Raw genomic sequence first — 24806 nt, 5'->3', positions numbered from 1 at the left:
TTTAATTTTTTATCTCAATAATGTGAGAATTTGCCAAAACAGGCTAATTACGCTTTATTTGCAGTTTCAATCGGTTGACTAAAATTTTATTTATTTCTGGTCTCTTGATTAACAATAAATAATTCTAAGCTCCGTTTAAAATTTGAACCCTAAAATTTATTTTTCAATGCACTTTAAAACTTACTCTTTAACGCTAGTTTCCAGCCTCATTTCCTGTTCTGTTTTCTCTCAAAATCTGCAAGGCTTAAAACCGCAGATTGATAAAATATTAGCTAATTACCAAGCAAAAGTTGGGATTGCCATTCACAATAATGATTTTACCGATAGCTTGATAATGAATGGAGATCATCAATATCCCTTACAGAGCACGTATAAGTTCCATCTTGCCATTGCCATCCTTGATCAGGTGGATAAAGGGAAGTTAAGTTTGGACCAACCTGTGGATATCAGTAAGGCGACAGTTACCACTGATCTATACAGTCCAATCAAGGATAAGTTCCCCAATGGTACAACGCTGCCATTAAGTGAAATATTAAGGTATACCGTAGCGGAAAGCGACAATGTAGGTTGTGATATTATGTTTGGATTGCTTGGAGGGACTGAGCCTGTACAAAAATATTTTGAAGATAGAGGCTATACGGAGCAATCGATCAAAACTACCGAGGAAGAACAACAAAGTAACTGGGATATTCAATTCCAGAATTGGACGAAGGTGGCACAAACCAATAGAATCCTCTTTGATTATTACACAAACACGAAAAAATTGCTGTCAGACAGTTCCCATAAATTTCTTTGGGATACTATGCGCTCCACCAGTACTGGTAAAAATAGGTTAAAGGGTCTATTGCCACAGGGCACCGTTGTGGCTCACAAGACCGGTTATTCAGGAGTCCATAAAACCACAGGTTTCATAGCTGCAGTCAATGATATTGGCGTAGTCACGTTGCCAGATGGCCAGGTTTTCTATATTTCAGTCTATGTTACCGACTCCAAAGAAACCGAACCGAACAGCGCCAAAATTATTGCAGAAGTTTCAAAAGCCGCTTATGATTTTTTGAAAAAGTAAGGTTGGGATTGATGCCTAAAAGAGATTGATTGAAATGATGTGGAGGTCGTATTTATTTGAGGAAAGCATCTTGATCCATCCTCCTATCCTTTGCATCCTGGTTCAAAACAATATTTTTAAAACAAACTCCCAAAATATTCTGTTTGAACAATTACATTTGTTTAATACGAACTAGAACAATGAAACCAAAAAAATTAGAACCACAGCGTGCCGAGGAACTATTGGATATCCTTAAAAAGCGATTTGAAAAAAATATGCACAGGCATCCTAATATCACCTGGGAAGATGTTAAAGGAAAATTAGAGGCTTCGGCTGATAAACTTTGGAGCATTAATGAGATGGAAGAATCAGATGGTGAACCTGATGTGGTATCGATATATGACAATGAGGAAATCATCTATATCGACTGTGCTGCAGAAAGCCCAAAAGGCAGACGTAGCTTATGTTATGATGAGGAGGCATTGGAATCCCGAAAAGAACATAAGCCCAAAGATTCGGCGGTCAACTTGGCCAATCATATGGGGGTAAAAATATTGAATGAGGCAGAATATGCTGCTTTACAGGCTTTGGGCAACTTTGATGCAAAGACCTCTAGTTGGCTGGAGACACCAACTGAGATTAGGGAAAAAGGCGGTGCTATCTTCGGAGACTATCGCTTTGGCCGGGTTTTTACCTACCATAACGGAGCAGAATCCTATTATGCAGCCCGTGGATTCCGTGGTTTGATCTCCCTTTCCTAAAAATATCAATAATCCTTTCAAGGATTATACCTAACCTAGCCGATCAAAATTCAGCTAGGTTTTTTATTTTTATATGCTGTTCTATTGGGTTTCTATTAGACCTCATTCGAGACACATTCCGAAATTTCGAATCGGATGAAATTATTCTCGAATGATTTTCGAATGATTCCCGAATATGCCTCGAATGATTCCCGAATATGCCTCGAATGAAACTGTCATACTCGGCTAATTTTTGAACCTGAAGAAAAGTGTTGTTTGCTAAAGAATCTCTAATTTTCCTTATATTTAATTATAAATTTAAGTTATGGGAATGTATTGCACCCTTAGAAGGGTAACTTTGGATAAATTGGAGTCTTACCTCGAAGACAGTCATAAGTTGGAGCAAGATTTCTTTTCCAATGAAGTTACACAAGCTCCTTCCTTAGATATTGATAAATCATGGGATGGCATAATTTTTTTGTTGACAGGGTCCTCCTTTGAGAACGCTGTGGAGAACAAAATGAGCCATGTCATTTTAGGGTCTGCATCGGTAGATGAAAATCAAGATCTGGGTTATGGTCCAGCAAGATACTTGCTTCCAGAGGAAGTGAAGAGCTTGAATGAAAAAATCAAAGCGATTGGAATTGAAGACCTGAAACTTAGGTTCAATCCTCAAGAGATGAAGGAACAGTCCGTATATCCTGATATTTGGGACGAACAGAATAGCTTTGACTATTTAGAGGAATATTTTGTGAAACTCCAAAGCTTTTTCCAACATGCAAGTTGGGCAAATGAAGCCATTGTAATCATCATTAATTAGTATTACCTGCACGGATACCGGTCAGTTAGGATTTAATGATCGTATCTAACTGTTCCGATAATTTCTTCAGAACGGTCCTGTCACCCCCGTTTACTTCCAAGGTCATATATTGACCTTTATAGTTGATGTCTTTGATGGTTTTCATGACCTGGGACCAATTTACATCCCCCTGGGTAAGTTCTATGTTAAAGCCCTTCCCTAGCCCTTCCTCATTCATGATCTTCTTGCTGTATTCCTTGACATGGAGCTTGAAAACTTTGTCTCCAAGGACTTCCAACCAATGGTCTGGCCATCCATATCGTAGGATATTACCTAAGTCAAAATACCAACCGACTAATGGATGATCTATTTTATCTAGAAAATCCTTGGCCTCTATTGGACTGAGGATAAAATTGTTCCATACGTTTTCCAATGCAATTTTTACCCCTGTTTTTTCAGCATGCGGAATCATTTTTCGAATAGAATCCAGGGCATTTCCATAAGCAGTTTTATAGGATACTGTATCACTGACCACTCCGGGTACTAGCAATACAGTATCTCCACCTAACTCTTTGGTCTGTTCCAAGGATTTCGCCATGGAGTCGATGGTAAACTTTCTCACAGCAGGATCAGGATCTGAAATTGGTTTGCCCCAATGATCCTTATTGACCGTACTTGGGACCTCAATACCTGTTTTATCACGCGCTTCCAATAAATCTTTCAAAGGGATGTCCAATGGACTGTTGAACTCAATGCCATCAAAACCTAGGTCCTTGACCAACTTAAACTTGTCCAGTAGAGAAAGGTCTTCCTTGATCATCCAATAGCCTAGCCCCTTTTTTATCTGGAGTGAATTAGCATTGACTTTCAGGGTATTGCCAATTACATCCGTTGATAAACTTGTAGCTGCTAGGATTCCAAGAGATTTGATGAAGTCTTTTCTTTGCATTGGATTTTATTAAAGTTAAGAAGGTTGATTTCCTAAAGATAGAAATTTAAAACCAATTGCTATATGCAAATAAGCCTGCTGTGCCTCCGGTATGGATAAATAATATAGGTTCTCCTTTGGGATATTTCCCTAATTTAATGTCGTTGACCAAACCTGTAAAGGCTTTGCCAGTGTAAACAGGATCTAGGAAAACGCCTTCTGTCTTAGCGAGATGCTTGATGGTTGCCAAAGTTTGTTCATTGGGTATGCCATATGCCTCTCCTACATATTCATTGGATAATCGGTATTCGATTTTGGATTTTGAATCGTCCAGTTCGAAAATGTCGAGAATACCTTCTGTAATATGCTTGGTTTCTGTCAAGATAGGTTCTCGGTCTGGTTGTACATTGTAGGCCTGGATAAAGACTTTCTTTCCTTGGATTTCATAGCCAGCGATTACGCCTCCATGAGTTCCTCCCGATCCACTTGCCAAAGCTATATGTTGAAAATTGATACCTAGAGCAGCAGCTTGGGTTTCGATCTCAAAGGTGGCTCTAGCATAACCTAATCCACCAACCACATTAGAACCGCCTACGGGTATGAAATATACTTTCTCCCCTTCGGTTTCATAATGTTTGCTGAGGTTGCTGATAAAGGTATTGGCTGTTCCGTCGTTGGGTATTTCGTGGATGTTGGCGTCAACAATATTATCCAAAACAAGGTTCCCGTTGAGTTGATAACTCTCTGTATCAAGCGGGACCGAATTTTTGAGGACCAAATCGACCTCAAAGCCCTGCATTTTTGCTGAAATTGCCGTAAGCCTTGCATGGTTAGATTGTCTCGCTCCGATGGTGATGACCCGGTTTGCTTGCTGGTTCTTCGCTTCTGCCAATAGGTATTCTAACTTTCTAAGTTTATTTCCACCTGTTCCGAGCTCGGTTAGATCATCCCTCTTGATAAAAATTGGGGTGTCAAGTTCTTTGCTCAGAGATTTTAGTTGTAGTAATGGACTGGCTTGGTTTAATAGGTTAATTCGGTGGAATCCGTTTGAAACCAAGTGATGGTCAAATCCGCTTAATTCTTTCATGAAATAAAATTAAGGAATTATATGCATTGATTAAAAACATAAAATATTGGCATTTTTCTGGAATTTTTGGTAATATTGCGTTGAATCAAATAATTATTTAATAATAAATGTCCCTTAATTTTAAGAATTTCATTAAACAAGTAGATCAGCGTAATCCAAATGAACCTGAATTTCTACAAGCAGTTACCGAAGTAGTTGAGGATTTAATTCCCTATATCACTGAAAACAGACAAGATTTTATTGATCTCAAGATCCTGGAGCGTATGGTCGAGCCAGAACGTGTTGTTTCCTTTCGCGTGGCATGGTTGGATGACAAGAACCAGATTCAAGTTAACCGTGGCTATCGTGTTCAGATGAATTCAGCAATCGGGCCGTACAAAGGCGGGTTGAGATTTGCACCGGATGTAAACTTGAGCATCTTGAAGTTCTTGGCTTTCGAACAGGTTTTCAAGAACAGCTTGACGGGTTTGCCAATTGGCGGTGGTAAAGGAGGTTCTGATTTTGATCCTAAAGGTAAATCGGACAATGAAATCATGCGTTTTTGCCAAAGCTTCATGACGGAATTGCAAAGACATATCGGTTCGGAAACGGATGTCCCTGCAGGCGATATCGGTGTAGGAACAAGAGAAGTTGGGTATTTATTTGGTCAATACAAAAGATTACAGAATAATTTCTCAGGCGTGTTGACCGGAAAGGGAACACAATGGGGAGGTTCATATATACGACCAGAAGCTACGGGTTATGGTCTACTCTACTTCGTGCAATGTGTATTGGACTACAATAACGAAAGCATTGAAGGAAAGACAATCAGTATTTCTGGAGCTGGAAATGTAGCCTACTATGCTGCGGAAAAAGCCATTCAATTAGGTGCAAAAGTGATTACTTTATCAAATAGCCAGGGGACAATATATGATAAAGATGGATTCACGATAGAGAAACTGGTTTATTTGGGGACTTTAGGCCGTGATCTAGGAAAATTCAGCAAAAAATATCCTTCAGCAACCTATCATGCTAAGGAAAACCCATGGCAGTTTAAATGTGATATTGCATTACCATGTGCTACGCAAAATGAAATAAATGAATCCGATGCCAAGAAATTAGTTAAGAATGGTTGTACTATCGTTGCTGAGGGTGCCAATATGCCTTCAACTGCCGAAGCAATCCGTGTTTACCATCAGGCAAAGATCCATTTTGGTCCTGGTAAAGCCGCTAATGCGGGTGGTGTTGCGGTTTCTGGTTTAGAAATGTCGCAAAATGCCATTGGCCAACAGTGGTCTCCTGAAAAAGTAGACCATCGATTGAAATTGATCATGGAGAACATCCATAAGACCTGTGTCCGTTTTGGTAAGGAACAGACAGGTTATGTCAATTACTTAAGAGGTGCCAATATTGGAGGCTTTATAAAAGTTGCGGAAGCAATGAAAGCCCAAGGAGTCGTTTAGAATAGTAATAATTTATAATTTTGAAGTTCTGGTCTATATAAACCAGAACTTTTTTATTTAATATACATAAGAAAAGATATGCGAGTACTAGCTGAGTTGCCACATCCTGACTGTAAGATCAGCATCTTCGGGATGAACCAAAAGTTTATCATCAAGTTTGAACAAGGGACTTTGGAGCAATCCTATAAAATAGCCGAAGTAGATGTTGTTGGCGGAGTCAATGGCTTGTTTGAAATGCTTGATGAAGAGTTTATGAAGAAGGTTCTTGACCTCTTTGTTCAGATGAGAGCTGCAATTATAGAAACCTACAACAAACATCAATAATAAGTTGATATAATATACGTAAGTATCAGATTACGTAGTTGTTAAAAAACTAAAAACCTGTATACCAAATATTATTTGGTATTCAGGTTTTTTTTATGTTCTAGTTTATATTTTAGTAAAACCTAACATTTAAATAAATAATATAAAATACTGAAATACAGTATAGTTATATGTTGTTACAAAATATTATTTGGGTAGATATTTCGCCAAATAATCCACTCCTACACTCGCTTTTTCGGATATTTTCAGTACTACTGGTGGTACGCGATATTGCTCAGCATTTGGGTCGATAAGGATAAGTTTGCAGTCCGGTTTAGTTTCGTAGATCAGGTTTGCTGCAGGATAGACTTGCAGGGATGTTCCAATGGTTATGAAGACATCTGCCTGCCTTGCTATTTTATAAGCTTCATTCATATTTGGAACTGCTTCTCCGAACCAGACCACATGTGGGCGCAATTGAGAACCGAGCTCACATAGGTCCCCGTCCTTAATATCCGTCCCGTTGATGTCATAGATAAGATTTGGATTTATGGATGACTGTCCTTTCCTGATCTGTCCATGTAGATGCAACACTTTGCTGCTTCCCGCACGCTCATGCAAATCATCAATATTCTGGGTGATAATGGTGATATCATAATCTTTCTCCAGTTCGGCCAGCTTTCTATGGGCATGGTTAGGTTCTGCTGCCAAACAATCTGACCTTCTTTTATTATAGAAATTTTGAACTAATTCAGGGTCTTTTTCCCAGGCTTCAGGAGTAGCGACATCCTCTACGCGATGGCCTTCCCAGAGTCCATCTGAACCCCTAAATGTTGGCAGGCCACTCTCTACGGATATTCCAGCACCTGTAAATACAACTATTTTTTTCATGGAAAATGGATTAAAAAAAATCGGTTTCATTATAAAATGAAACCGATTATAAAATGAATTGTGAATATTATTTCACAAAATATCTATGCTCAATAACTGTAGCTTCGGGTTTCTTTTCTTCAATAGCTTCCTTGATTGGGCAACTACCCGTGACACCTCTCAGTACAAGTGCGCCCCCCAGTGTAATTCCAGAGAAAGCTGTAATCGGGTTTTTGAGAAGCTTTCTAGCTCCCATACCGATAATGAAACCGCCAGCAATTACTGATAATATACGTTCTGATGTTCCCACATTACCATATTCGCAGGATTCTTCTAGTTTAGTTTTTACTTTGTCAATTGCAAAATTTAAAATACCGCTCATAATTTTCGAAATTTATTCCTCTACAATATAACGATTGAAAAATTAAAATGTTTCCAGTTAGGTATAAATTTTGTGTTTAGGACATTAATATTTGTAAATTCAGGCAGAAAAGAAAAAAATGCGCGTAAAAAAATATTCAGGTGAGCTGGTACCTTTCGACGAAACAGCATTACGTCGCTCCTTAACCCGATCTGGAGCCAATGAACAAGTAGTCAATATGGTTTATGAATCTATCAAAGGTTCGGTATATGATGGGATACCTACCAAAGAATTATACGAAATGGCATTTAATGCCCTTAGAGGCAAGAAGAATTCCTATGCCGCACGATATAGTCTGAAACGGGCTATTCGTGAATTGGGGCCAGAAGGCTTCTATTTTGAGAAATGGATCGCGAGGTTATTCCAAGAAGATGGCTACGAGGCTGTAACCGGCCAGACCGTTCAAGGTCATGCCGTAAGCCACGAAATTGATGTAGTTGCCTTAAAAGGCGATGAAATGTTGGCCATAGAGTGTAAGTTCAGGAATGACACCGACGCCAAGATCTCCGTGACTACCCCCATGTACTTTAAATCAAGAAAAGAGGATATTACGGGAATATCTTATCGTTTCTTCAACCAAGACCATGAGTTTACGGATGGTTGGTTGGTGACAAACGCATACCTTACCAGCGATTCCATTGATTTCGGAAAATATTACAATGTAAACTTACTTTCATGGGATTATCCTAAAGGAAGTTGTTTGAAGACCCGTGTTGATAGCAATGCGGAATATCCGGTGACCTGCTTGACCAATGTATCGGAACAAGATAAAGCGATGCTGTTGAAATTTCAATGTATTTTAGTTAAGGACCTGGTTAAGTCTCCCCAAATCTTGGATAAAATCCAAGTGGCAAAGGATAAACAAAAACTTATCCTGAAAGAGGCAAATGAGTTAATTAATAGCCCATTAGAACATGAGTAATAAATTTGTACGTGAGGAAATCAATTTCCTAAAAGGTGCTCGAGGTAGATGGAATGAATTGAAATATGCCATCGGTGTTGTATTTCAATTTATGAAAGGATTCCGGACCTTACATTTCGTTGGTCCATGTGTCACCGTATTTGGATCTGCGCGTTTTGGAGAAGATCATCCCTATTATGTTCAGGCTCGGGAGCTTTCTGCAAAATTAGCTGACCAAGGTTTTACCATCATGACTGGCGGCGGCCCTGGGATAATGGAAGCGGCCAATCGGGGTGCAAAGGACGTGGATGGAAATTCAGTGGGCTGCAATATTGTATTGCCCCATGAACAGAAGCACAATCCTTACATGGATAAGTTTGTAAATATTGATTATTTCTTCGTCCGAAAAGAATTGCTCCGTAAATATTCCTTTGCTTTTGTCATTATGCCAGGTGGTTTTGGAACTTTGGATGAATTCTTTGAAACCCTGACCCTTATACAGACCAAAAAGATCTCTCAATTTCCAATCGTTATTATGGGCATGGATTATCATAAAAACATCAAGGAACATGTCGATATGATGATCGAGGCAAAAACGATCAGTCCAGAGGATCAAGACTTATTATTGTTTACGGATGATATCACTGAAGCTGCCCTGCATATCATGAAGTATGCAGACACGAATAAGATCATCAAGCTTAAGGAACCAAAACCAAATTGGATATTGGGCGAGAAAAAGGCTATTTAATTGTAGTACTTAGTAGCTGGTATTTAGTATTTAGACTTTGGGGCATCTCTAAATGTTTACTTTCAAACTGATTTGGAGATTGTAAAGAACTGTGTTTATGCCAGTGGATTACGATGTTATAATTCAACTGGCATAAAAACTTTTCCGTATTTATTTAATTCATTTAAGTCTACGTTTTCTTCAAATATCCCGAATACTGATGAACCTGACCCACTCATTGAAGCGTAGATAGCTCCTTTTTCGTAAAGTTTTGCTTTAATATCCCCTATTAATGGGTAGCGATCAAAGAGGGAAATTTCAAAATCATTGATGATATGATATTTCCATTCTTGAATAGGAAGTTTTATCGCTTCTCGCAAGTCTACACTTGGAACCATAGGACTGACCCTGCTGTATGCCTCAACCGTAGAGATGTGAATTTCCGGTTTGATTATTATGATCTTGTATGGACTTAGGTCGAGTTGGATCTCGCTGAGTTCGGTTCCAATCCCTTCCGCATACATGGCCTTATTATCAATAAAAAATGGACAGTCTGCTCCCAACTTTGCTGCATATTGCTTCAGGATTTCCTTGCTTAAGTTTAACTTGAAGTAATCGTTTAAAAGCTCTAAGGTTGAGCTGGCATCTGAAGATCCACCGCCCAGACCTGCACCAATAGGGATGTTCTTCAATAGATGAATTTTTACAGGATCTATATGGTGGTCCTGTTGCAGGAAACGGAAAGCTTTAAGGCAAAGGTTTTGATCATCCGCAAGGAGATCAGAATTCCAGATCTGGAGTTCCAGTTTTTCTGCCGGCAGTATTTCAAGGACATCATAGATATGTACTGGATAGAATATGGTTTCCAGTTCATGGTATCCATCTTGCCTTTTGCTACGGATGTGTAAACCAAGGTTAATTTTAGCGTTTGCGAACTTCAGCATATACAAATTAAATGATTTTCCCTTAAGTAGCCAATGAGAATTTTAATGTTCATGAGTAGCTTTTGTTATATTTGGTCCTTAAGAATATGAAGTTGCTGAAGTATTTCCTAGTTATCTTATTTATTGTTGGTCATTTTGTCGAATCAAATGGTCAGAATATTCCGCGTGTCGGTTCTCCTTATGTGCAGCAGTACAGTAAGACTGTCTACCACGCGGGAAACCAAAACTGGGGCATAGCCGTGAGTCCGGAAGGAATGATCTATTCAGCGAATACAGAAGGTCTTCTTCAATACGATGGCCAGGAATGGGAACTTTATCGGATGAAAAACCATGCTGGTCTACGCAGCGTAAATATTGATCCCGCAGGAAGGATATTTGTAGGTGGAGCTGGGGAATTTGGCTATTGGAGCCGATCCGACTATGGGAAAATGGAATACAGCAGTTTATCCGGATTGGTCAGCGATCAACAGGCATTAAAAAATGATGAAATATGGCGGATCATCATTGATGGTGATAAGATTTATTTCCATACCTTTTCCAAAAGTTACCTCTATCAAAACAACCAGATCAAGACCATCACCGCTGATGGCGAGCCATTTTTATTTGGCTTCCAGGTAAACGGGAAGATGTATTTTGAGCAACTCCCTTCTGGTTTGCATGAACTCAATGATAGCAAGTTAATTGCGATAAAAGATAAACATAAGCTATTAGGATATAATATTTTAGCTATGCTTCCCTATAGTTCCAATGAAGTACTGATCGGGACTGATCGCAATGGCGTTTACAAGATGAATGCCGATGGTAGCATGGAGCCTTGGAGAACCGAAGCCCAGGACTTGCTGAAAAAATATCAGATCAATAATGCAGTCAAGCTTTTTGGAAACCAATATGCATTTGGTACCATTCAAAATGGAGTCATCATTGTCAATCAAGCCGGCGAAATTGTTCAGCATATTAATAAAAACAATGGTCTGCAGAACAATACGGTCCTCAGCTTAGCCGTAGATAAGCAATCCAATCTTTGGGTCGGACTAGACAATGGCATTGATCGGATTGACATCAATAGCCCATTATATTACTACTCAGACCTGACGGGTAATATCGGTACGGTCTACAGCTCGATAATCTTTGACAACAAGATCTATCTTGGCACCAATCAAGGCCTCTTTGTAAGTGATTGGCAAGGGGTCAATGATTATAAGTCTTTAAATTTTAGGATCGTGCCCAATTCCCAAGGTCAGGTATGGAAATTGGCCAATATCAAAGGTCAACTGATCTGTGGCCACAATAATGGAACATTTGTGGTTGAGGGAAATAGCATGCGTCAGGTTTCTTCGGTTACCGGTGCTTGGGATTTTGTCTCCATGCGAGATTCTAAATATTGGCTTCAAGCTAATTATACGGGTGTGAGTTTGATGCAGAGTGATCCTTCTGCAAGCTTTGTAAAACAGTTTTCCTATAAAAAGGACCCAATTAGGAATATAATGCAGATTGGACCTGAAAGCTTTTGGTTGAGTAACTCACAGAATGTTTTCAGTTTTAAATTAAGTCCAAACTATCAAGATGCATTAGAATTTAAATTAGAGAATAATGGCTTGCCAAAAGGCAGCAAATTGCATGGGATCTATAATTTGGCCAATAATATTGTTTTTGCAAGTGATTCCGGTTTTTACTTATTTGACAATATCCTAAGGGCTTTCAAACCCTATGAAGAACTGAACAGCCAATTGGCTAGTTTTGCTTCCGCAAATAAAATAATCCCTATCCATAATAATGCTTATTGGTTTATCAAGAAGTCGCATTTGGCCAAAATACAGTTTCTAAGCGATGGCAAGTTAAAGATTGATTCCAGTTCATGGAATTCCCTGAAAGGCCGTATGATGAACGATTATGAGCAGGTATTAAATGTGGATGAAAACCTCTCTCTAATTGGTTTGGATAACGGCTTTGCCTTGTATTTCAATCAATATCCCGTTCAGCAAAACATCCCTAAACCTATCATTACAAGTATTTGGAACACTACATCTGATCCTTATTCAATTTATGATGAACTTGAGATCCCGAATAAGGAAAATAATATCAGGTTTTCTTTTGCGTCAACTTGGTATTCCTCTTCAGCATTGAAGTACCAATATTATCTGGAAGGATATACCGAATCTTGGTCTACATGGGAGGAAATTGCATTTAAGGATTTCACCAATCTACCCTTTGGAAGTTATACCTTTCAGGTCAGGGCTATTACTCCTAATGGTATAAAATCTGAGATAACCTCTGTCTCATTTAAAGTATTACCGCCATGGTACCTGAGTTGGCCTGCTATTCTAGCTTATTTCATTGCATTAGCTGCTGTGATATACTTCGGTAAGAAATGGTATGAAAACAGGTTGTTGGAGCATCAGCGAAAGGTCAAGAAGAAATTATTGGAAGAACAAGAAGAACGTATGGCTCGTGAGGCTGCTGCCAATGAGAAAAAATTGATTTCCTTGAAGAACTTGCAATTGGAACAGGAATTGGAAAGTAAGAACAGGGAATTGGCCAATGCGGCCATGAACATTGTCTATAAGAATGAGATGCTCAATAATCTGCATCATGAACTGACCAATCTAAATGACTCCAGTGGGAACAAATTGAGCAACGATCAATTGCGAAAGGTAAATAAACTGATCGATGAAGCACATAGTGATGACCGGGACTGGGATCTGTTTGAGAAGAGCTTCAATGAAGCGCATGAGAACTTCTTTAAGAAGCTTAAATCTGAATACCCTAGCTTGGTTCCCAATGACCTGAAGTTATGCGCTTATTTAAGGTTAAATATGTCCAGCAAGGAAATAGCTTCTCTCTTGAACATCAGTACCCGTGGCGTCGAAATCCGCCGGTATAGACTGCGAAAGAAGTTGAATTTACCTACCAATAAGAACCTTACTGAATTCCTTTTGGAACTGTAAGGCATCCCTCCTTTTATTTCATTTTCATTAGCTAAATTTCTTAATGAGTAACCACTCATTTGCTAAAATGCTGCTCTTTTTTAGCATATGAACTGCTAAAAACACTTGAAATATTTGTTAAATATTTACTTTCCAGTACTACATCACTACATCATTACGCTAATATCAATTATGTGTTATTTATACACTAACTTAATTAACTTGTGATGAATATGATTGTTTTAAACATTTAGTTATCAAATATATAACTTTTATATAACATTTAAATGAGCAAGTAAAAATTGAATGTAGTAGTAATGTATATATGGATTATTTTAATTACAAACTTATACATCACATATTTGTTAAGTGAACAAACACTTTTTTACTTACTAAACATTATTCACTCAATTAAACCATTTGTTATATGAGGAAGTTATTTACACTGACCTTTGTTTTCCTTATCAGCTTTACATGGCTATACGGTCAAAGCAAAACCGTTACAGGTACGGTAAAGGACAGCCAAAGCATGATTGCTTTGCCTGGAGTTTCCGTTTCTATAAGTGGTAAATCAGGAGGAGCTCAGACGGATGAGGCAGGCCGTTTTAGCTTAGAGGCTAGCCCTACTGATTCATTGGTATTCTCTTTTATAGGATACGTGTCGCAAAGCATCGCAGTTGGCGACAAAGATCAAATCAATGTTTTCTTAGACGACGAGAACATGGCTTTAGAAGAGGTTGTGGTTGTCGGTTATGGTACACAGAAGAAAGTAGACTTAACGGGTTCCATTGGAAGCGTTAAGGCTGAAGAAATCGTGAAACAACCAGCCATGTCAGCTATGCAGTCTATTCAAGGTAAAGTAGCTGGTTTGAACGTAACAGCTTCAGAAGCTCCAGGTTCTACCCCACAAGTTACTATCCGCGGTCTAGGAACAGCATTAGGGGGAAGAAATCCATTGTATATCGTGGATGGTTTCCCAACTGATAACCTTAATTCAATCAACCCTGCAGACATCGAATCCATTAACGTATTGAAAGATGCTTCTTCTGCTTCCATTTATGGTGTTCGTGCTGCGAACGGTGTAATCATGGTTACTACCAAAAAAGGTAGAGTTGGTTCTGTTAAGATTGGCTACGAGGGCTATGCAGGTATGAAAAACATGTTGAACCGTGTTAAGATGGCTGATGCTTCCCAATATATCCAATATTATAACGAAAATATTCAGGGAATCGGAAGAGGTACTTTATTGGCGGCAAACCAAGCAAATAATACGGATTGGTTTGATGAAATCTTGCAAAATGGTACCGTATTCAATAACTCCATCAATATTTCTGGTGGATCTGAAATTGTAGACTATTTCTTCAGTGCAAATAATTTCACTGAACAAGGTATTATCGACGGTTCTAAATTCACTAGAAATACCATTAGAAACAACAATACCTACAAGTTTTTGGATAACAAACTTAAGTTTATCCAAACCTTAAACCTTTCATTCAATAAATCTACGCCAAAACCTTTCAGTGCATTTAATGATGCCTACCGTCAGACTCCATTGGCTCCAGTTATGTTTGACAACGGTCGTTATGGTACTTCAATTTACAATTCTTCAACTGGTGTTGCTGGATACCAAACTCAACCTGGTGAAACTACTGGTAACTTGAACTCGATCGGTAACCCTGTTTATGCAATCCAAAGAGCTAATCAATTGTTGAACAATACTCGTCTTCAAGGTGGTATCGAAGCGGAATATCAAATCTTTGATTTCTTAAAGATCAATTCACGTATCGGTGGAACTAAGATCTTCAGCAATGAAAGATCTTTTACTGATATCAAAGATGCATGGTTAAATGGCAATCCACTTCGTACAGAGGCTGATTTCAATAAATTGAAAAATGACAATCCAAATGTCACTCAATATGCAAACAACAGCTTGATGTACAAAAAGAACGAAGATTTCAGATGGCAATGGGAAACCTTCTTGACATTTGACAAAAACTTCAATGGTCATCAAGTAAACGCAGTTGCCGGTTTCTCTAGGGAGAAATCTAATATTTCAAATATGCTTTCAGGAACTGGATATGACCTGCCTGTTTTGGAGCAATATTGGAACATAGACATGGCTTCAGCAGATTATACCAAGGTGTTGAACCAAACTTATTATACACCAAGAGCATTAGCTTCTTATTTCGGTCGTGTTCAATATAACTACAACAGTAAATATTATGCAACAGCGACCATCAGACGTGATGGATCAAGTGTATTCAGAAACACAGGTAACTACTATGCGACCTTCCCTTCATTTGGTTTAGGTTGGACCATCTCCAATGAAGATTTCATGAAAGACAATACCGTATTGAATTTCTTGAAATTAAGAGCAAACTGGGGTGTATTAGGAAACCAAGATATTCCATTGAACGTTTCTCAATTATTGACTGCTGAAGGAAGTTCAAACTACAACTACGTATTTGGCCCTGGTCAAGACCTAGTATTAGGAGCAGCTTTTGGTAGCCCTGCATTACCATTGACTTGGGAGAAAACTCAAGAAACTGGTGTAGGTTTGGATTTTGAAATGTTCAATAGAAAACTTTCGGGTTCCGTAGATTTCTACAACAAGTTGAATACAAATGTACTGATGAACGTTCAGCCAATCTTGAACTCTCCTTTCGCCAATAACTTCTACGATCACGGTGGTAAGGTAAGAAACAAAGGTATTGAAGTGATCTTAAACTGGGCTAACTCTGTTTCTGAGGACTTTAATTACAATATCGGAGTTAACTACTCTTACAACCACAATGAGTTGACTGATGTAAAAGCAGCTTATGACGGAGCTATCGGTGGTAGTCTTGCGAATGGTCAGATCACTAAGCAGATCAAATCTGGGCAGCCAATCTACGGTTGGTGGATGTGGGAGACCGATGGTGTTTGGCAAAATACCGATGAAATTGCGAACAATGCAAAATATGGTACCCCTCGTCCTGGTCACTTACGCTATAAGGATCAAAATGATGATGGTGTAATCGACAACAGGGATAAAGTATTCTTCGGATCGTATATGCCAACTTCTACTTACGGTGTGAACCTAGGTATCAACTACAAAGCGATTGATTTCTCCCTTTCAGGATATGGTGTTGCAGGTAACAAGATCTACAATGCATTGAAAGGAACTAGGATCAATGGTGGTGAAAACATCACTGAGGATACTTTCAACAACCGTTGGACAGCAGATAACAAATCTAACACCGATCCAGGAGCTGATAGAGATTCATATGCTTCTAGTTATTACTTAGAGTCTGGTAATTATTTCAGGATCAATAACATTACCCTAGGATATACCTTCAAAAAGTTATATAACTCTACTTCAAACATGAGGTTATATTTCACAGCGCAGAATCCATTTATGTTTACCAAGTACACTGGTTTCTCACCAGAGATTGCTAGCGATGGTAATCCTGCATTGACTTCAGGTATTGAGTTATCGGCATACCCTACTACAAGAAACTTCTTGTTTGGTATCAATGTTCAGTTCTAATTAATTAATGACGACAACATGAAATTTAGAAATTTAAATATAGCATTATTGGCAGCTGCAGGTCTTTTGATGACTGGCTGTTCCAAGGATTTTTTAGACGTGCCATCCCAGGAAGTAATTGAAGCTGAAGACAGTAATGAAAATTACTCTCCCGAAGTATTAGTGAATGGTATCTATGGGATGTTCACGGACTGGAATTATGGATTCTCCTTCTTGGGGATTACAGAAATCATTTCGGATAATTCAGATAAAGGTTCTTCACCTACAGATACTGGTGGTGACAAAGATATCTTAGATAACCTAACCTACACCTCTACTGCTGGTTCATTTGCAGCTTTATGGGAACAATGGTACAAGTCTATAGGTAGAGCGACCAATTCCATTCAATACACAGAAGAATATGGTTTGACGGATGAAACCTTGAAAAACAGGTATATCGGTGAAGCAAGGTTCTTGAGAGCTTTGAATTATTTCTGGTTAGTTCGTGGCTGGGGCGATGTTCCTATCCAGGAGAAAGACCTGATCATTAGGGCTCCTCAGGCTGAAGTGTATGCATACATTGAAGCTGACCTTCAGTTTGCAATCAATAACCTTCCTGATAAGTCCAAATATGCCGCTAAAGATTTGGGTAGAGCTACTAAAGGTGCTGCTCAAGGATTATTATCTAAGGTATATCTATATCAAGGAAAATGGCAGCAAGCATTTGATTTGGCACAAGCAGTAATTAGTTCTGGAGAATATTCTTTAGAGCCTGATTACGCCAAGATCTGGAGACTTGCAGGTGAAAACGGGTCCGAATCTCTATTCGAAGTTCAGGCTAGAGGGTCTTCAATTGCCCACGGTATACAACAATACTCGCAAACTCAAGGTCCACGTGGTGGAGCTGCTGGAATTGGTTGGGGATTCAATACACCGTCTCAAAACTTATTGGATGCTTTCAATGCGGAGAAAGATGATATCCGCCGCGATGCTACCATTATTTTCAGAAATGAAACCATGTTTGATGGTTTACTAATCGGAAATACCGAGAATGAAATGTACAACGAAAAGGCCTATTCATCTGCAAATGGTGGAGCTGGCGATACAGATAAAAACCTTAGGTACTTACGTTTAGGTGAAATCTACTTAATCAAAGCAGAAGCTGCCAATGAATTGGGCAATACATCCGAAGCCTTGACAGCTTTGAATGCTGTTCGCTCTCGTGTTAAGCTGGCTAATTCAACAGCTTCAGGCCAAGTAGCCATCCGTCAAGCGATCTGGAAGGAACGTCGTTTAGAGTTGGCTATGGAACATGATCGTTGGTTTGATTTGGTAAGGACCAAACAAGCCGAAGCAGCGATGAAAGCTGCCGGCAAACCGTTCGTTGCTAAACATTATCTGTTCCCTATTCCAGATAATCAATTGATTCAGACACCAGATATGGTTCAAAATACTGGCTGGTAAATTTTCATACAATTAGAGGGAAGGTCTTCGGATCTTCCCTTCTATTACCACTTTCAAGCATGAGAAATCTATACTCCACTATTTTATTGTTCAGTTCAGTTTTCATGGCTTGTTCTAAAAACGAAGCCCCTGATAAACCTTCTAGTACCAGTTTTGCACTGACTTCTGTTAGCAACGGAAATAAGGTGTTGCAAATTGCTTCCAAAGGAATTGAGCTTCAGCCTGAATTTATTCTTGAGTTTGATGAGAATGTTTCGAATCAAGATCTAAATAACTCCATTCAGATTTTGGATGCCAATAAATCCACAATTTCAAGCACTGTAAAACTACTTGAAGCAGGTAAAAAGGTTTCCATTACTCCGACTAAAGCATTAAACCCTCTATCCAAATATGAAGTATTGGTAAAGAATTCCCTGAAAAGCAATGCTAATAATCCCTTAAACCAACAATACAACTATTCATTCAACACAGCGTTTGACCCTTCTGACAAGTTCAAGAGGATTTCACAGGATGAATTAATGACCTTGGTTCAAAAGCAGACCTTTAACTATTTCTGGACCTTTGCACATCCTAGCTCTGGTATGATCAGGGAACGAAATAGCTCTACTGAAACAGTTACAATTGGAGGAACTGGATTTGGTTTAATGGCTATCGTAACTGGGATTCACAGGAACTTTATCAGTAAATCGGAAGGATTGGAAAGAACCAAGAAAATTGTTTCCTTTCTTAAGACAGCGGATAGATATCATGGCGCTTTTTCGCATTGGTACCAAGGTGGGACAGGAAAAACCCAACCTTTTAGTGAGAAAGATAATGGCGCTGATATTGTTGAGACCTCCCTACTCTTTCAAGGGCTAATGGTCGCTAGGGAATATTTTCAAGACGCCAATTTAACGGCTGATATCAATGCTTTATACCAAGCGGTGGAATGGAATTTCTTTCAGAACGGGCAGAATGTTCTCTTTTGGCATTGGAGTCCTAACCATAATTGGGATATGAACCTGAAGGTTCAAGGATGGAATGAATCATTGATCACTTATGTATTGTCGGCTGGAAGCAATAAGTTCAGTATTGATAAAAAGGTTTATGATGAAGGATGGGCTAGAAATGGACAGATGAAAAATGGAAAGCGTTTCTTTGAGATGGAACTACCTTTAGGTCCAGATCAAGGTGGACCGCTTTTTACAGCACAATATAGTTTTCTTGGAATCAATCCAATGGGATTAAAAGATGCTTATGCCGATTATGAGGTACAGGTGAAAAACCAGACATTAATTAACCGAGCTTATTGTATTTCAAACCCGAAAGGATTTTATGGGTATTCTGCAAGTAGTTGGGGTCTTACAGCAGGTGATATCCCTAATGGATATTCAGCGATGTCACCCAGCAATGATCTAGGGATCATCAGTCCAACAGCTGCATTGACATCCATGGCATTTACACCAAAAGAATCTATGGAAGCCATGGAGTTCTTTTATTATAAGCTTGGTGACAAATTATGGGGCCAATATGGTTTCAAGGATGGCTTCTCCCTGGATGAGCCTTGGTTTGCGGAAAGTTACATCGCAATCAATCAGGGGCCTATTATCATAGGGATTGAGAACCACCGCAGTAAATTAATCTGGAACTTATTGATGAAGAGTCCAGAAGTAAAAAACGGATTAAAGAAATTAGGGTTTAATTCTCCTAACATTTAATATATTATGAAGATACGAGCAATTACAATCGGGTTATTATTAGCAGCTGCAGGGATTCAATCTTGTCAAAACGTACAGAAAACGGATAACAAGAAAGAAACAAGCCAATCTGTAGATAGTGTTGCCCATTCAAACGATTCCCTGATGAACAAGATTCAGCAGCAAACTTTCCAATATTTCTGGGAAGGTGCTGAACCTAATTCAGGAATGGCTAGAGAAAGAATCCATATCGATGGGGTCTATCCTGAGAACGATGAAAATGTCGTTACCATCGGTGGAAGTGGATTTGGCATTATGGGATTGATCGTTGGAATGGAGCGTGGCTATATTTCCAAGAAAGAAGGAGAAGATCGCCTAAACCATATCATGGATTACTTGGGGAAAATCCCAAGATTCAAGGGAGCTTGGTCACATTGGTACCATGGAGATACCGGAAAAGTTAAAGCTTTCAGCGAAAAGGATAATGGTGGTGATTTGGTGGAAACGGCATTTCTAGCACAATCACTGATCGTTGTGAGAGAATATTTGAAGAATGGATCTGATACCCAGAAAACCATTGCCAACAAAGCTGATGAGCTATGGAAAGAAATCGACTGGAACCATTATACCAATGGCAAGAATGTCCTGTTATGGCATTGGAGTCCGACCCACGATTTCGGAATGAATCATCCTATCCAAGGATATGATGAATGTCTGGTAACCTATGTATTGGCGGCTTCCTCTCCTACACATGCCATTGATACCGCGGTGTACAACCAAGGTTGGGCAAGAGATGGAAAAATTAAGTCGGACCTTAAAAAATTTGATATTCCAATAGGTATGAAGCATAATGCAAAAGAAGGTCAGGTAGGACCTTTATTCTGGGCCCATTACTCCTTTTTAGGATTAAATCCAACGGGGTTAAAGGATCAGTATGTTGATTATGGTGAAGTAGTCGTGAACCATGCTAAGATCAATATCGCCTATGCTGAAGAAAATCCTAATCATTATAAAGGATATGGTGCTGATAAAGGTTGGGGATGGACCGCTTCATACTCCATCAAAGGATATGATGCCCATCATCCTGACAACGATAAGTCAGTGATCAGTCCGACTGCCGCCTTGTCCTCTACCCCTTATACCCCAAAAGAAAGTTTAGCATTTGCGAGGTACCTGTTCAATAATTTAGGTGATAAGGTATGGGGAAAATATGGTTTTTATGATGCTTATAGTGAAACTGAAAATTGGTTTCCGCAGCGATACTTAGCCATCGACCAAGGTCCTATCGTGGTCATGATGGAAAATTACCGTTCTGGTCTGATCTGGAATCTGTTTATGCAAGCTCCAGAGATTCAGTCAGGATTGAAAAAGTTAGGATTTCAAAGTCCAAATTTGAAATAATAAGTGGTTAGTAATGAATGCTCAGCCCTTCATGGGCTGAGTTTTTATGAATCAATTTGCAATGAAATTTTTTAAGAATATACTCTGTTGCGGACTAATCCTTAGTTCCAATATGTTATTTGCCCAACAGGATCAAAAGATGGATTCTTTCATCGATGGCCTGATGAACAAAATGACCATAGAAGAGAAAATTGGGCAATTGAACCTGGTTACCGCTGGTGAAGCTACGACTGGTTCTGTAGTATCTACGGATGTGGAATCTAAGATTAAAGCTGGAAATATCGGGGGAATATTTAGTATGACCTCTCCTGCTCGAATCCGTAAAGCCCAGGAATTGGCAGTAAATCAATCTCGTTTAAAGATTCCCATAATATTCGGAATGGATGTTATCCATGGTTATAAAACCATTTTCCCGATCCCATTGGGATTAGCGGCAACCTGGGATATGCCATTAATCCAAAAAACGGCGCGTGTAGCTGCTGTTGAGGCTTCAGCCGATGGGTTGAACTGGACCTTCTCACCAATGGTCGATATTTCGAGAGATGCCCGTTGGGGAAGAATCTCCGAAGGAAGCGGAGAAGACACCTACTTAAGCTCTCGGATTGCCAGAGAGATGGTCGTTGGCTATCAAGGTGATGATCTGAGCAAGAACAATACACTAATGGCTTGCGTAAAGCATTTTGCGCTCTATGGAGCTGCTGAATCTGGTAGAGATTATAATACCACAGATATGAGCTTGCATAGGATGTACAATGAATATCTACCTCCTTATAAGGCGGCTTTGGATGCAGGTGCGATGTCCGTAATGACTTCATTTAACGATATCAACGGAGTTCCGGCAAGTGCAAACCATTGGTTGTTGACCGATCTTTTGCGTAAAGACTGGAAATTTAATGGGCTTGTTGTAACGGATTATACGGCAGTCAATGAATTGATCGACCATGGCTTAGGGGATCTTCAGAAAGTTTCCGAATTATCCTTGAAAGCTGGAGTGGATATGGATATGGTCGGTGAAGGATTTTTGACTACCCTAAAAAAATCATTGGATGAAGGTAAAGTTTCAGAGGATGATATCAATAGGGCCTGTCGTTTTGTTTTGGAGGCAAAATATAGATTAGGATTATTTGAAGATCCGTTTAAATATTGTAGTGAAGATCGTGCGAAGAAAGAAATCCTGACTCCGGAGCACCTGAAACTGGCTAGAGAAGCAGCAGGAAAATCCTTCGTGCTCCTGAAAAATGAAAGCAATACTTTGCCTTTGAAAAAACAGGGAACGGTTGCTGTCATTGGACCATTGGCTAATACTGGAGCAAATATGCCAGGAACATGGAGCGTCAGTGCTGATCTGAAAAACACCCAGTCTTTAGTGGAAGGCATGCAATCTGTTTTGGGTGATAAAGTAAAAATTGTAACTCATTTAGGCGCCAATCTTACCGATGATGCTGCCTTACAGGAACGTTCTACAATGTTTGGTCGTACCATTCCGAGAGATGACCGTAATCCAGAGGAAATCATTGCTTCAGCCATCCAGGTTTCTCAGGAAGCTGATGTAATCGTTGCTGCTTTGGGTGAAAGTTCAGAAATGAGCGGTGAAAGCTCAAGCCGTACTGACCTCAATATTCCTGAAAGCCAAAAGCGCTTGTTAGAAGCTTTAGTGAAAACTGGAAAGCCAGTGGTATTGGTGTTATTCGCAGGAAGACCTATGACGCTTTCCTGGGAAAGTAAGAATGTCCCAGCAATCTTAAATGTATGGTTTGGTGGTACTGAAACCGGAAAAGCTGTAGCTGATGTGCTTTTTGGAGATGTAAATCCTTCAGGAAAACTTCCTGCAACCTTTCCTCAGAACGTTGGTCAAGTGCCTATGTACTACAGTCAAAAGAATACTGGAAGGCCTTTGGCTAAAGATGCCTGGTTTCAGAAGTTTAGGTCTAATTACCTAGATGTGAGCAATGAACCTTTATATCCTTTTGGATACGGATTGAGCTATACGAAATTTGAATATGCGGCTGTAAAACTGGATAAATCAAGCATCCATAAATCAGATAAACTAAAAGTTTCGGTTACAGTGAAGAATAACGGTAATTTTGATGGCGAGGAAGTCGTTCAGTTGTACCTTCAAGACTTAGTAGGCTCCCAAACAAGACCTGTTAAGGAATTAAAAGGCTTCCAAAAAATCTTTATAGAAAAAGGCAAATCAAAAGAAGTTGAATTCATTATTGAAGAAGAAGATCTTCGATTCTATAATCAACAGTTAGAATTTGTATCAGAGCCTGGAAAATTCAAGGTCTATGTGGGCACCAATTCAAGAGATGTTCAGGAAGCTGAATTTGAATTAATGGACTAGAAGAACTTGCATAATAATAGTTAAAACAATGAGTAAGAGCGACCATAATTGGTCGCTCTTCTTTATTTTGCTTCGCTGTAAAAGTCTACTTCAATAAACTTCTGGAATTCGCTTTCGTCATCCTGGGCCAATTGAAATTGTTTGATTACTCCAGCAATATTCAATTTTGCTTCTGCCAATAGTCCTGCATCCTTATCATGTGCTACCAGAACCGATTGACCAGAAAGCTCATCTTTTATTTCATAGACGATATAGGTTTCACTGATTGGTATCAGGGTAAATACATCAATTACTGGAATCGAGATATAACCAGAAATAACTCCTTCTCCTTCGATTTTTCTCGGTACCCCAGTAATTATAACAGCAGTCCCAGCATCCAAGGATTCCAATTCCCCATGTGAGTTTATTACTTGAGGAGTATACTTCTGGAAACTATCAGAAAGATTATCATCAAACCTACCTTCAATTTCCTGTTGTTCCCTAGGGGAAAGGTTTTTCATTGCTAAATTCAGGAACAGGACTGCCTTTTGTTTTTGAAGGACCGCCCCAGCAACCTTGGAAACCTCTGACTGTGAGATGAGATCATCATCTGCTTTTGTGAAAATATTATAAAATTGACCACCATTGTCCAAGGCATCGATGGCTTGACTGGCACTATTGAAAGGTGTTATTTGTTCCATGTGTGAATTTATTATTGATATACTTAAATCTAAGGATTTTATTGTTCTAATAATAGCGATTTACCGGTTATCTAGGGTTTTTTAGCATTTATGACATGGGTAAGATGATGATTACAGTGCCAAGCATAGATTCCAATGGCAGTTTCAATACTGATTGTCTTCTTGCTTTCAGGATTAATAAATTGCTTTTTCAAATCCTCTTCCGAAAGACTTTCCAGTAGTGTCGCCCAGCGTTGATGTAGACCCTCCAATATCTTTATTGAACTTTCAATAGGTTGCAAACTATCTGCAAGGCAAGCCCATCTGTCTTCTTTATAAGGTTTTATTATCGGTGTATCTTCCGTGAGTGCCAGTTTAAAACGAATAAAACTATTCATATGGCTATCGGCGCAATGATGAACCAATTGTCTGATAGTCCAACCTCCTTCCCTATACGTCAATTCTAAATCTTTTTCCTGAAGCTTCTGTACTTCATTTTTTAGGTATTCAGGAAACTTAGCTATGGTATTGATCCAGCTTTCAATGGTTTCTTTACTAATATTTTCAGGTTGACTGAACTTACCGATTGGGTACCTCAGCTTTTCAAGTTGATCTTTTAGCAT

Annotated in this window: 20 protein-coding genes; 13 read left to right on the top strand and 7 right to left on the bottom strand. The window is 39.1% G+C overall.

The features are described from left to right. Positions 1-166 precede the first annotated feature (166 nt). From bla to NMK93_RS10415, 3 genes are all read left to right on the top strand, one after another. Positions 167-1066, top strand: a complete 900-nt coding sequence (gene bla, locus NMK93_RS10425) for a class A beta-lactamase, subclass A2 (protein ID WP_254527162.1) — start codon at positions 167-169, stop codon at positions 1064-1066. A 179-nt stretch (positions 1067-1245) separates the two neighbouring features. Beyond that, a complete protein-coding gene (locus tag NMK93_RS10420) occupies positions 1246-1806 on the top strand; it encodes a DUF4256 domain-containing protein (protein ID WP_185212143.1) in 561 nt (186 codons plus the stop codon). Positions 1807-2110: 304 nt separating this feature from the next. Next, positions 2111-2605, top strand: coding sequence for a YfbM family protein (locus NMK93_RS10415; protein WP_185212142.1), 495 nt, complete (start codon positions 2111-2113; stop codon positions 2603-2605). A gap of 25 nt (positions 2606-2630) precedes the next feature. Here NMK93_RS10415 and NMK93_RS10410 read toward each other — a convergent pair whose 3' ends face one another. Both NMK93_RS10410 and NMK93_RS10405 read right to left on the bottom strand, forming a co-directional pair. Continuing rightward, entirely contained in the window at positions 2631-3533 is a 903-nt protein-coding gene (locus NMK93_RS10410) for a sugar phosphate isomerase/epimerase (RefSeq protein ID WP_254527161.1), read from the bottom strand. A gap of 46 nt (positions 3534-3579) precedes the next feature. Then, complete coding sequence (locus NMK93_RS10405; protein WP_254527159.1) at positions 3580-4599, bottom strand: D-cysteine desulfhydrase family protein; 1020 nt, start codon at positions 4597-4599, stop codon at positions 3580-3582. Between the two features lie 107 nt (positions 4600-4706). Here NMK93_RS10405 and gdhA point away from each other — a divergent pair, with 107 nt between their 5' ends. Both gdhA and NMK93_RS10395 read left to right on the top strand, forming a co-directional pair. After that, the gene (gdhA, locus tag NMK93_RS10400; RefSeq protein ID WP_185212139.1) at positions 4707-6041 is read left to right on the top strand and encodes an NADP-specific glutamate dehydrogenase; all 1335 of its coding nucleotides are present in this window, start codon (positions 4707-4709) and stop codon (positions 6039-6041) included. A 78-nt stretch (positions 6042-6119) separates the two neighbouring features. Beyond that, positions 6120-6365 carry a hypothetical protein gene (locus tag NMK93_RS10395; protein ID WP_254527158.1) on the top strand — a complete coding sequence of 82 codons (246 nt, stop codon included), beginning with the start codon at positions 6120-6122 and terminating at the stop codon, positions 6363-6365. Between the two features lie 186 nt (positions 6366-6551). Here NMK93_RS10395 and NMK93_RS10390 read toward each other — a convergent pair whose 3' ends face one another. Next, positions 6552-7235 carry an NAD-dependent deacylase gene (locus NMK93_RS10390; protein WP_254527156.1) on the bottom strand — a complete coding sequence of 228 codons (684 nt, stop codon included), beginning with the start codon at positions 7233-7235 and terminating at the stop codon, positions 6552-6554. A 67-nt stretch (positions 7236-7302) separates the two neighbouring features. Continuing rightward, positions 7303-7596 carry a DUF2892 domain-containing protein gene (locus NMK93_RS10385; RefSeq protein ID WP_185212136.1) on the bottom strand — a complete coding sequence of 98 codons (294 nt, stop codon included), beginning with the start codon at positions 7594-7596 and terminating at the stop codon, positions 7303-7305. A 118-nt stretch (positions 7597-7714) separates the two neighbouring features. Between NMK93_RS10385 and NMK93_RS10380 the strand changes: the two genes are divergently transcribed. Then, positions 7715-8557: an ATP cone domain-containing protein gene (locus tag NMK93_RS10380; protein WP_254527155.1), complete on the top strand. Its 843-nt coding sequence runs from the start codon at positions 7715-7717 to the stop codon at positions 8555-8557. Continuing rightward, entirely contained in the window at positions 8550-9284 is a 735-nt protein-coding gene (locus NMK93_RS10375) for a TIGR00730 family Rossman fold protein (protein WP_254527152.1), read from the top strand. The genes NMK93_RS10380 and NMK93_RS10375 overlap by 8 nt, the downstream gene beginning before the upstream one ends. Positions 9285-9400: 116 nt before the next feature. Here the strand turns inward: NMK93_RS10375 and ispE are convergent, their stop codons facing one another. Next, the gene (gene ispE / locus NMK93_RS10370; RefSeq protein WP_254527147.1) at positions 9401-10207 is read right to left on the bottom strand and encodes a 4-(cytidine 5'-diphospho)-2-C-methyl-D-erythritol kinase; all 807 of its coding nucleotides are present in this window, start codon (positions 10205-10207) and stop codon (positions 9401-9403) included. A gap of 86 nt (positions 10208-10293) precedes the next feature. On the opposite strand from ispE, the gene NMK93_RS10365 reads away from it, so the two are divergent. The 6 genes from NMK93_RS10365 (at position 10294) to bglX (ending at position 23524) form a co-directional block, all read left to right on the top strand. After that, positions 10294-13152: a triple tyrosine motif-containing protein gene (locus tag NMK93_RS10365; protein ID WP_254527145.1), complete on the top strand. Its 2859-nt coding sequence runs from the start codon at positions 10294-10296 to the stop codon at positions 13150-13152. A gap of 406 nt (positions 13153-13558) precedes the next feature. Next, positions 13559-16660, top strand: coding sequence for a TonB-dependent receptor (locus NMK93_RS10360; RefSeq protein ID WP_254527144.1), 3102 nt, complete (start codon positions 13559-13561; stop codon positions 16658-16660). Positions 16661-16678: 18 nt separating this feature from the next. Then, positions 16679-18103 (top strand): RagB/SusD family nutrient uptake outer membrane protein, encoded by a 1425-nt coding sequence (locus NMK93_RS10355; RefSeq protein ID WP_185212130.1) that lies wholly within the window; start codon positions 16679-16681, stop codon positions 18101-18103. A 59-nt stretch (positions 18104-18162) separates the two neighbouring features. Beyond that, positions 18163-19800, top strand: a complete 1638-nt coding sequence (locus tag NMK93_RS10350) for a glucoamylase family protein (RefSeq protein WP_254527142.1) — start codon at positions 18163-18165, stop codon at positions 19798-19800. A gap of 6 nt (positions 19801-19806) precedes the next feature. Continuing rightward, positions 19807-21180 (top strand): glucoamylase family protein, encoded by a 1374-nt coding sequence (locus tag NMK93_RS10345; protein ID WP_254527140.1) that lies wholly within the window; start codon positions 19807-19809, stop codon positions 21178-21180. A gap of 112 nt (positions 21181-21292) precedes the next feature. Continuing rightward, positions 21293-23524, top strand: a complete 2232-nt coding sequence (gene bglX, locus NMK93_RS10340) for a beta-glucosidase BglX (RefSeq protein WP_254527671.1) — start codon at positions 21293-21295, stop codon at positions 23522-23524. Between the two features lie 62 nt (positions 23525-23586). Here the strand turns inward: bglX and NMK93_RS10335 are convergent, their stop codons facing one another. Both NMK93_RS10335 and NMK93_RS10330 read right to left on the bottom strand, forming a co-directional pair. Continuing rightward, positions 23587-24204 (bottom strand): hypothetical protein, encoded by a 618-nt coding sequence (locus NMK93_RS10335; protein WP_185216319.1) that lies wholly within the window; start codon positions 24202-24204, stop codon positions 23587-23589. 71 nt (positions 24205-24275) lie between these two features. Beyond that, positions 24276-24806: a YfiT family bacillithiol transferase gene (locus tag NMK93_RS10330; protein WP_185216318.1), complete on the bottom strand. Its 531-nt coding sequence runs from the start codon at positions 24804-24806 to the stop codon at positions 24276-24278.

Origin of the sequence: Sphingobacterium sp. LZ7M1 (assembly GCF_024296865.1) — a bacterium.
Taxonomy (GTDB): Bacteria; Bacteroidota; Bacteroidia; order Sphingobacteriales; family Sphingobacteriaceae; genus Sphingobacterium.
The sequence above is the reverse complement of the archived record's forward strand: the minus strand, read 5'-3'. Positions and strand labels throughout refer to the sequence as shown.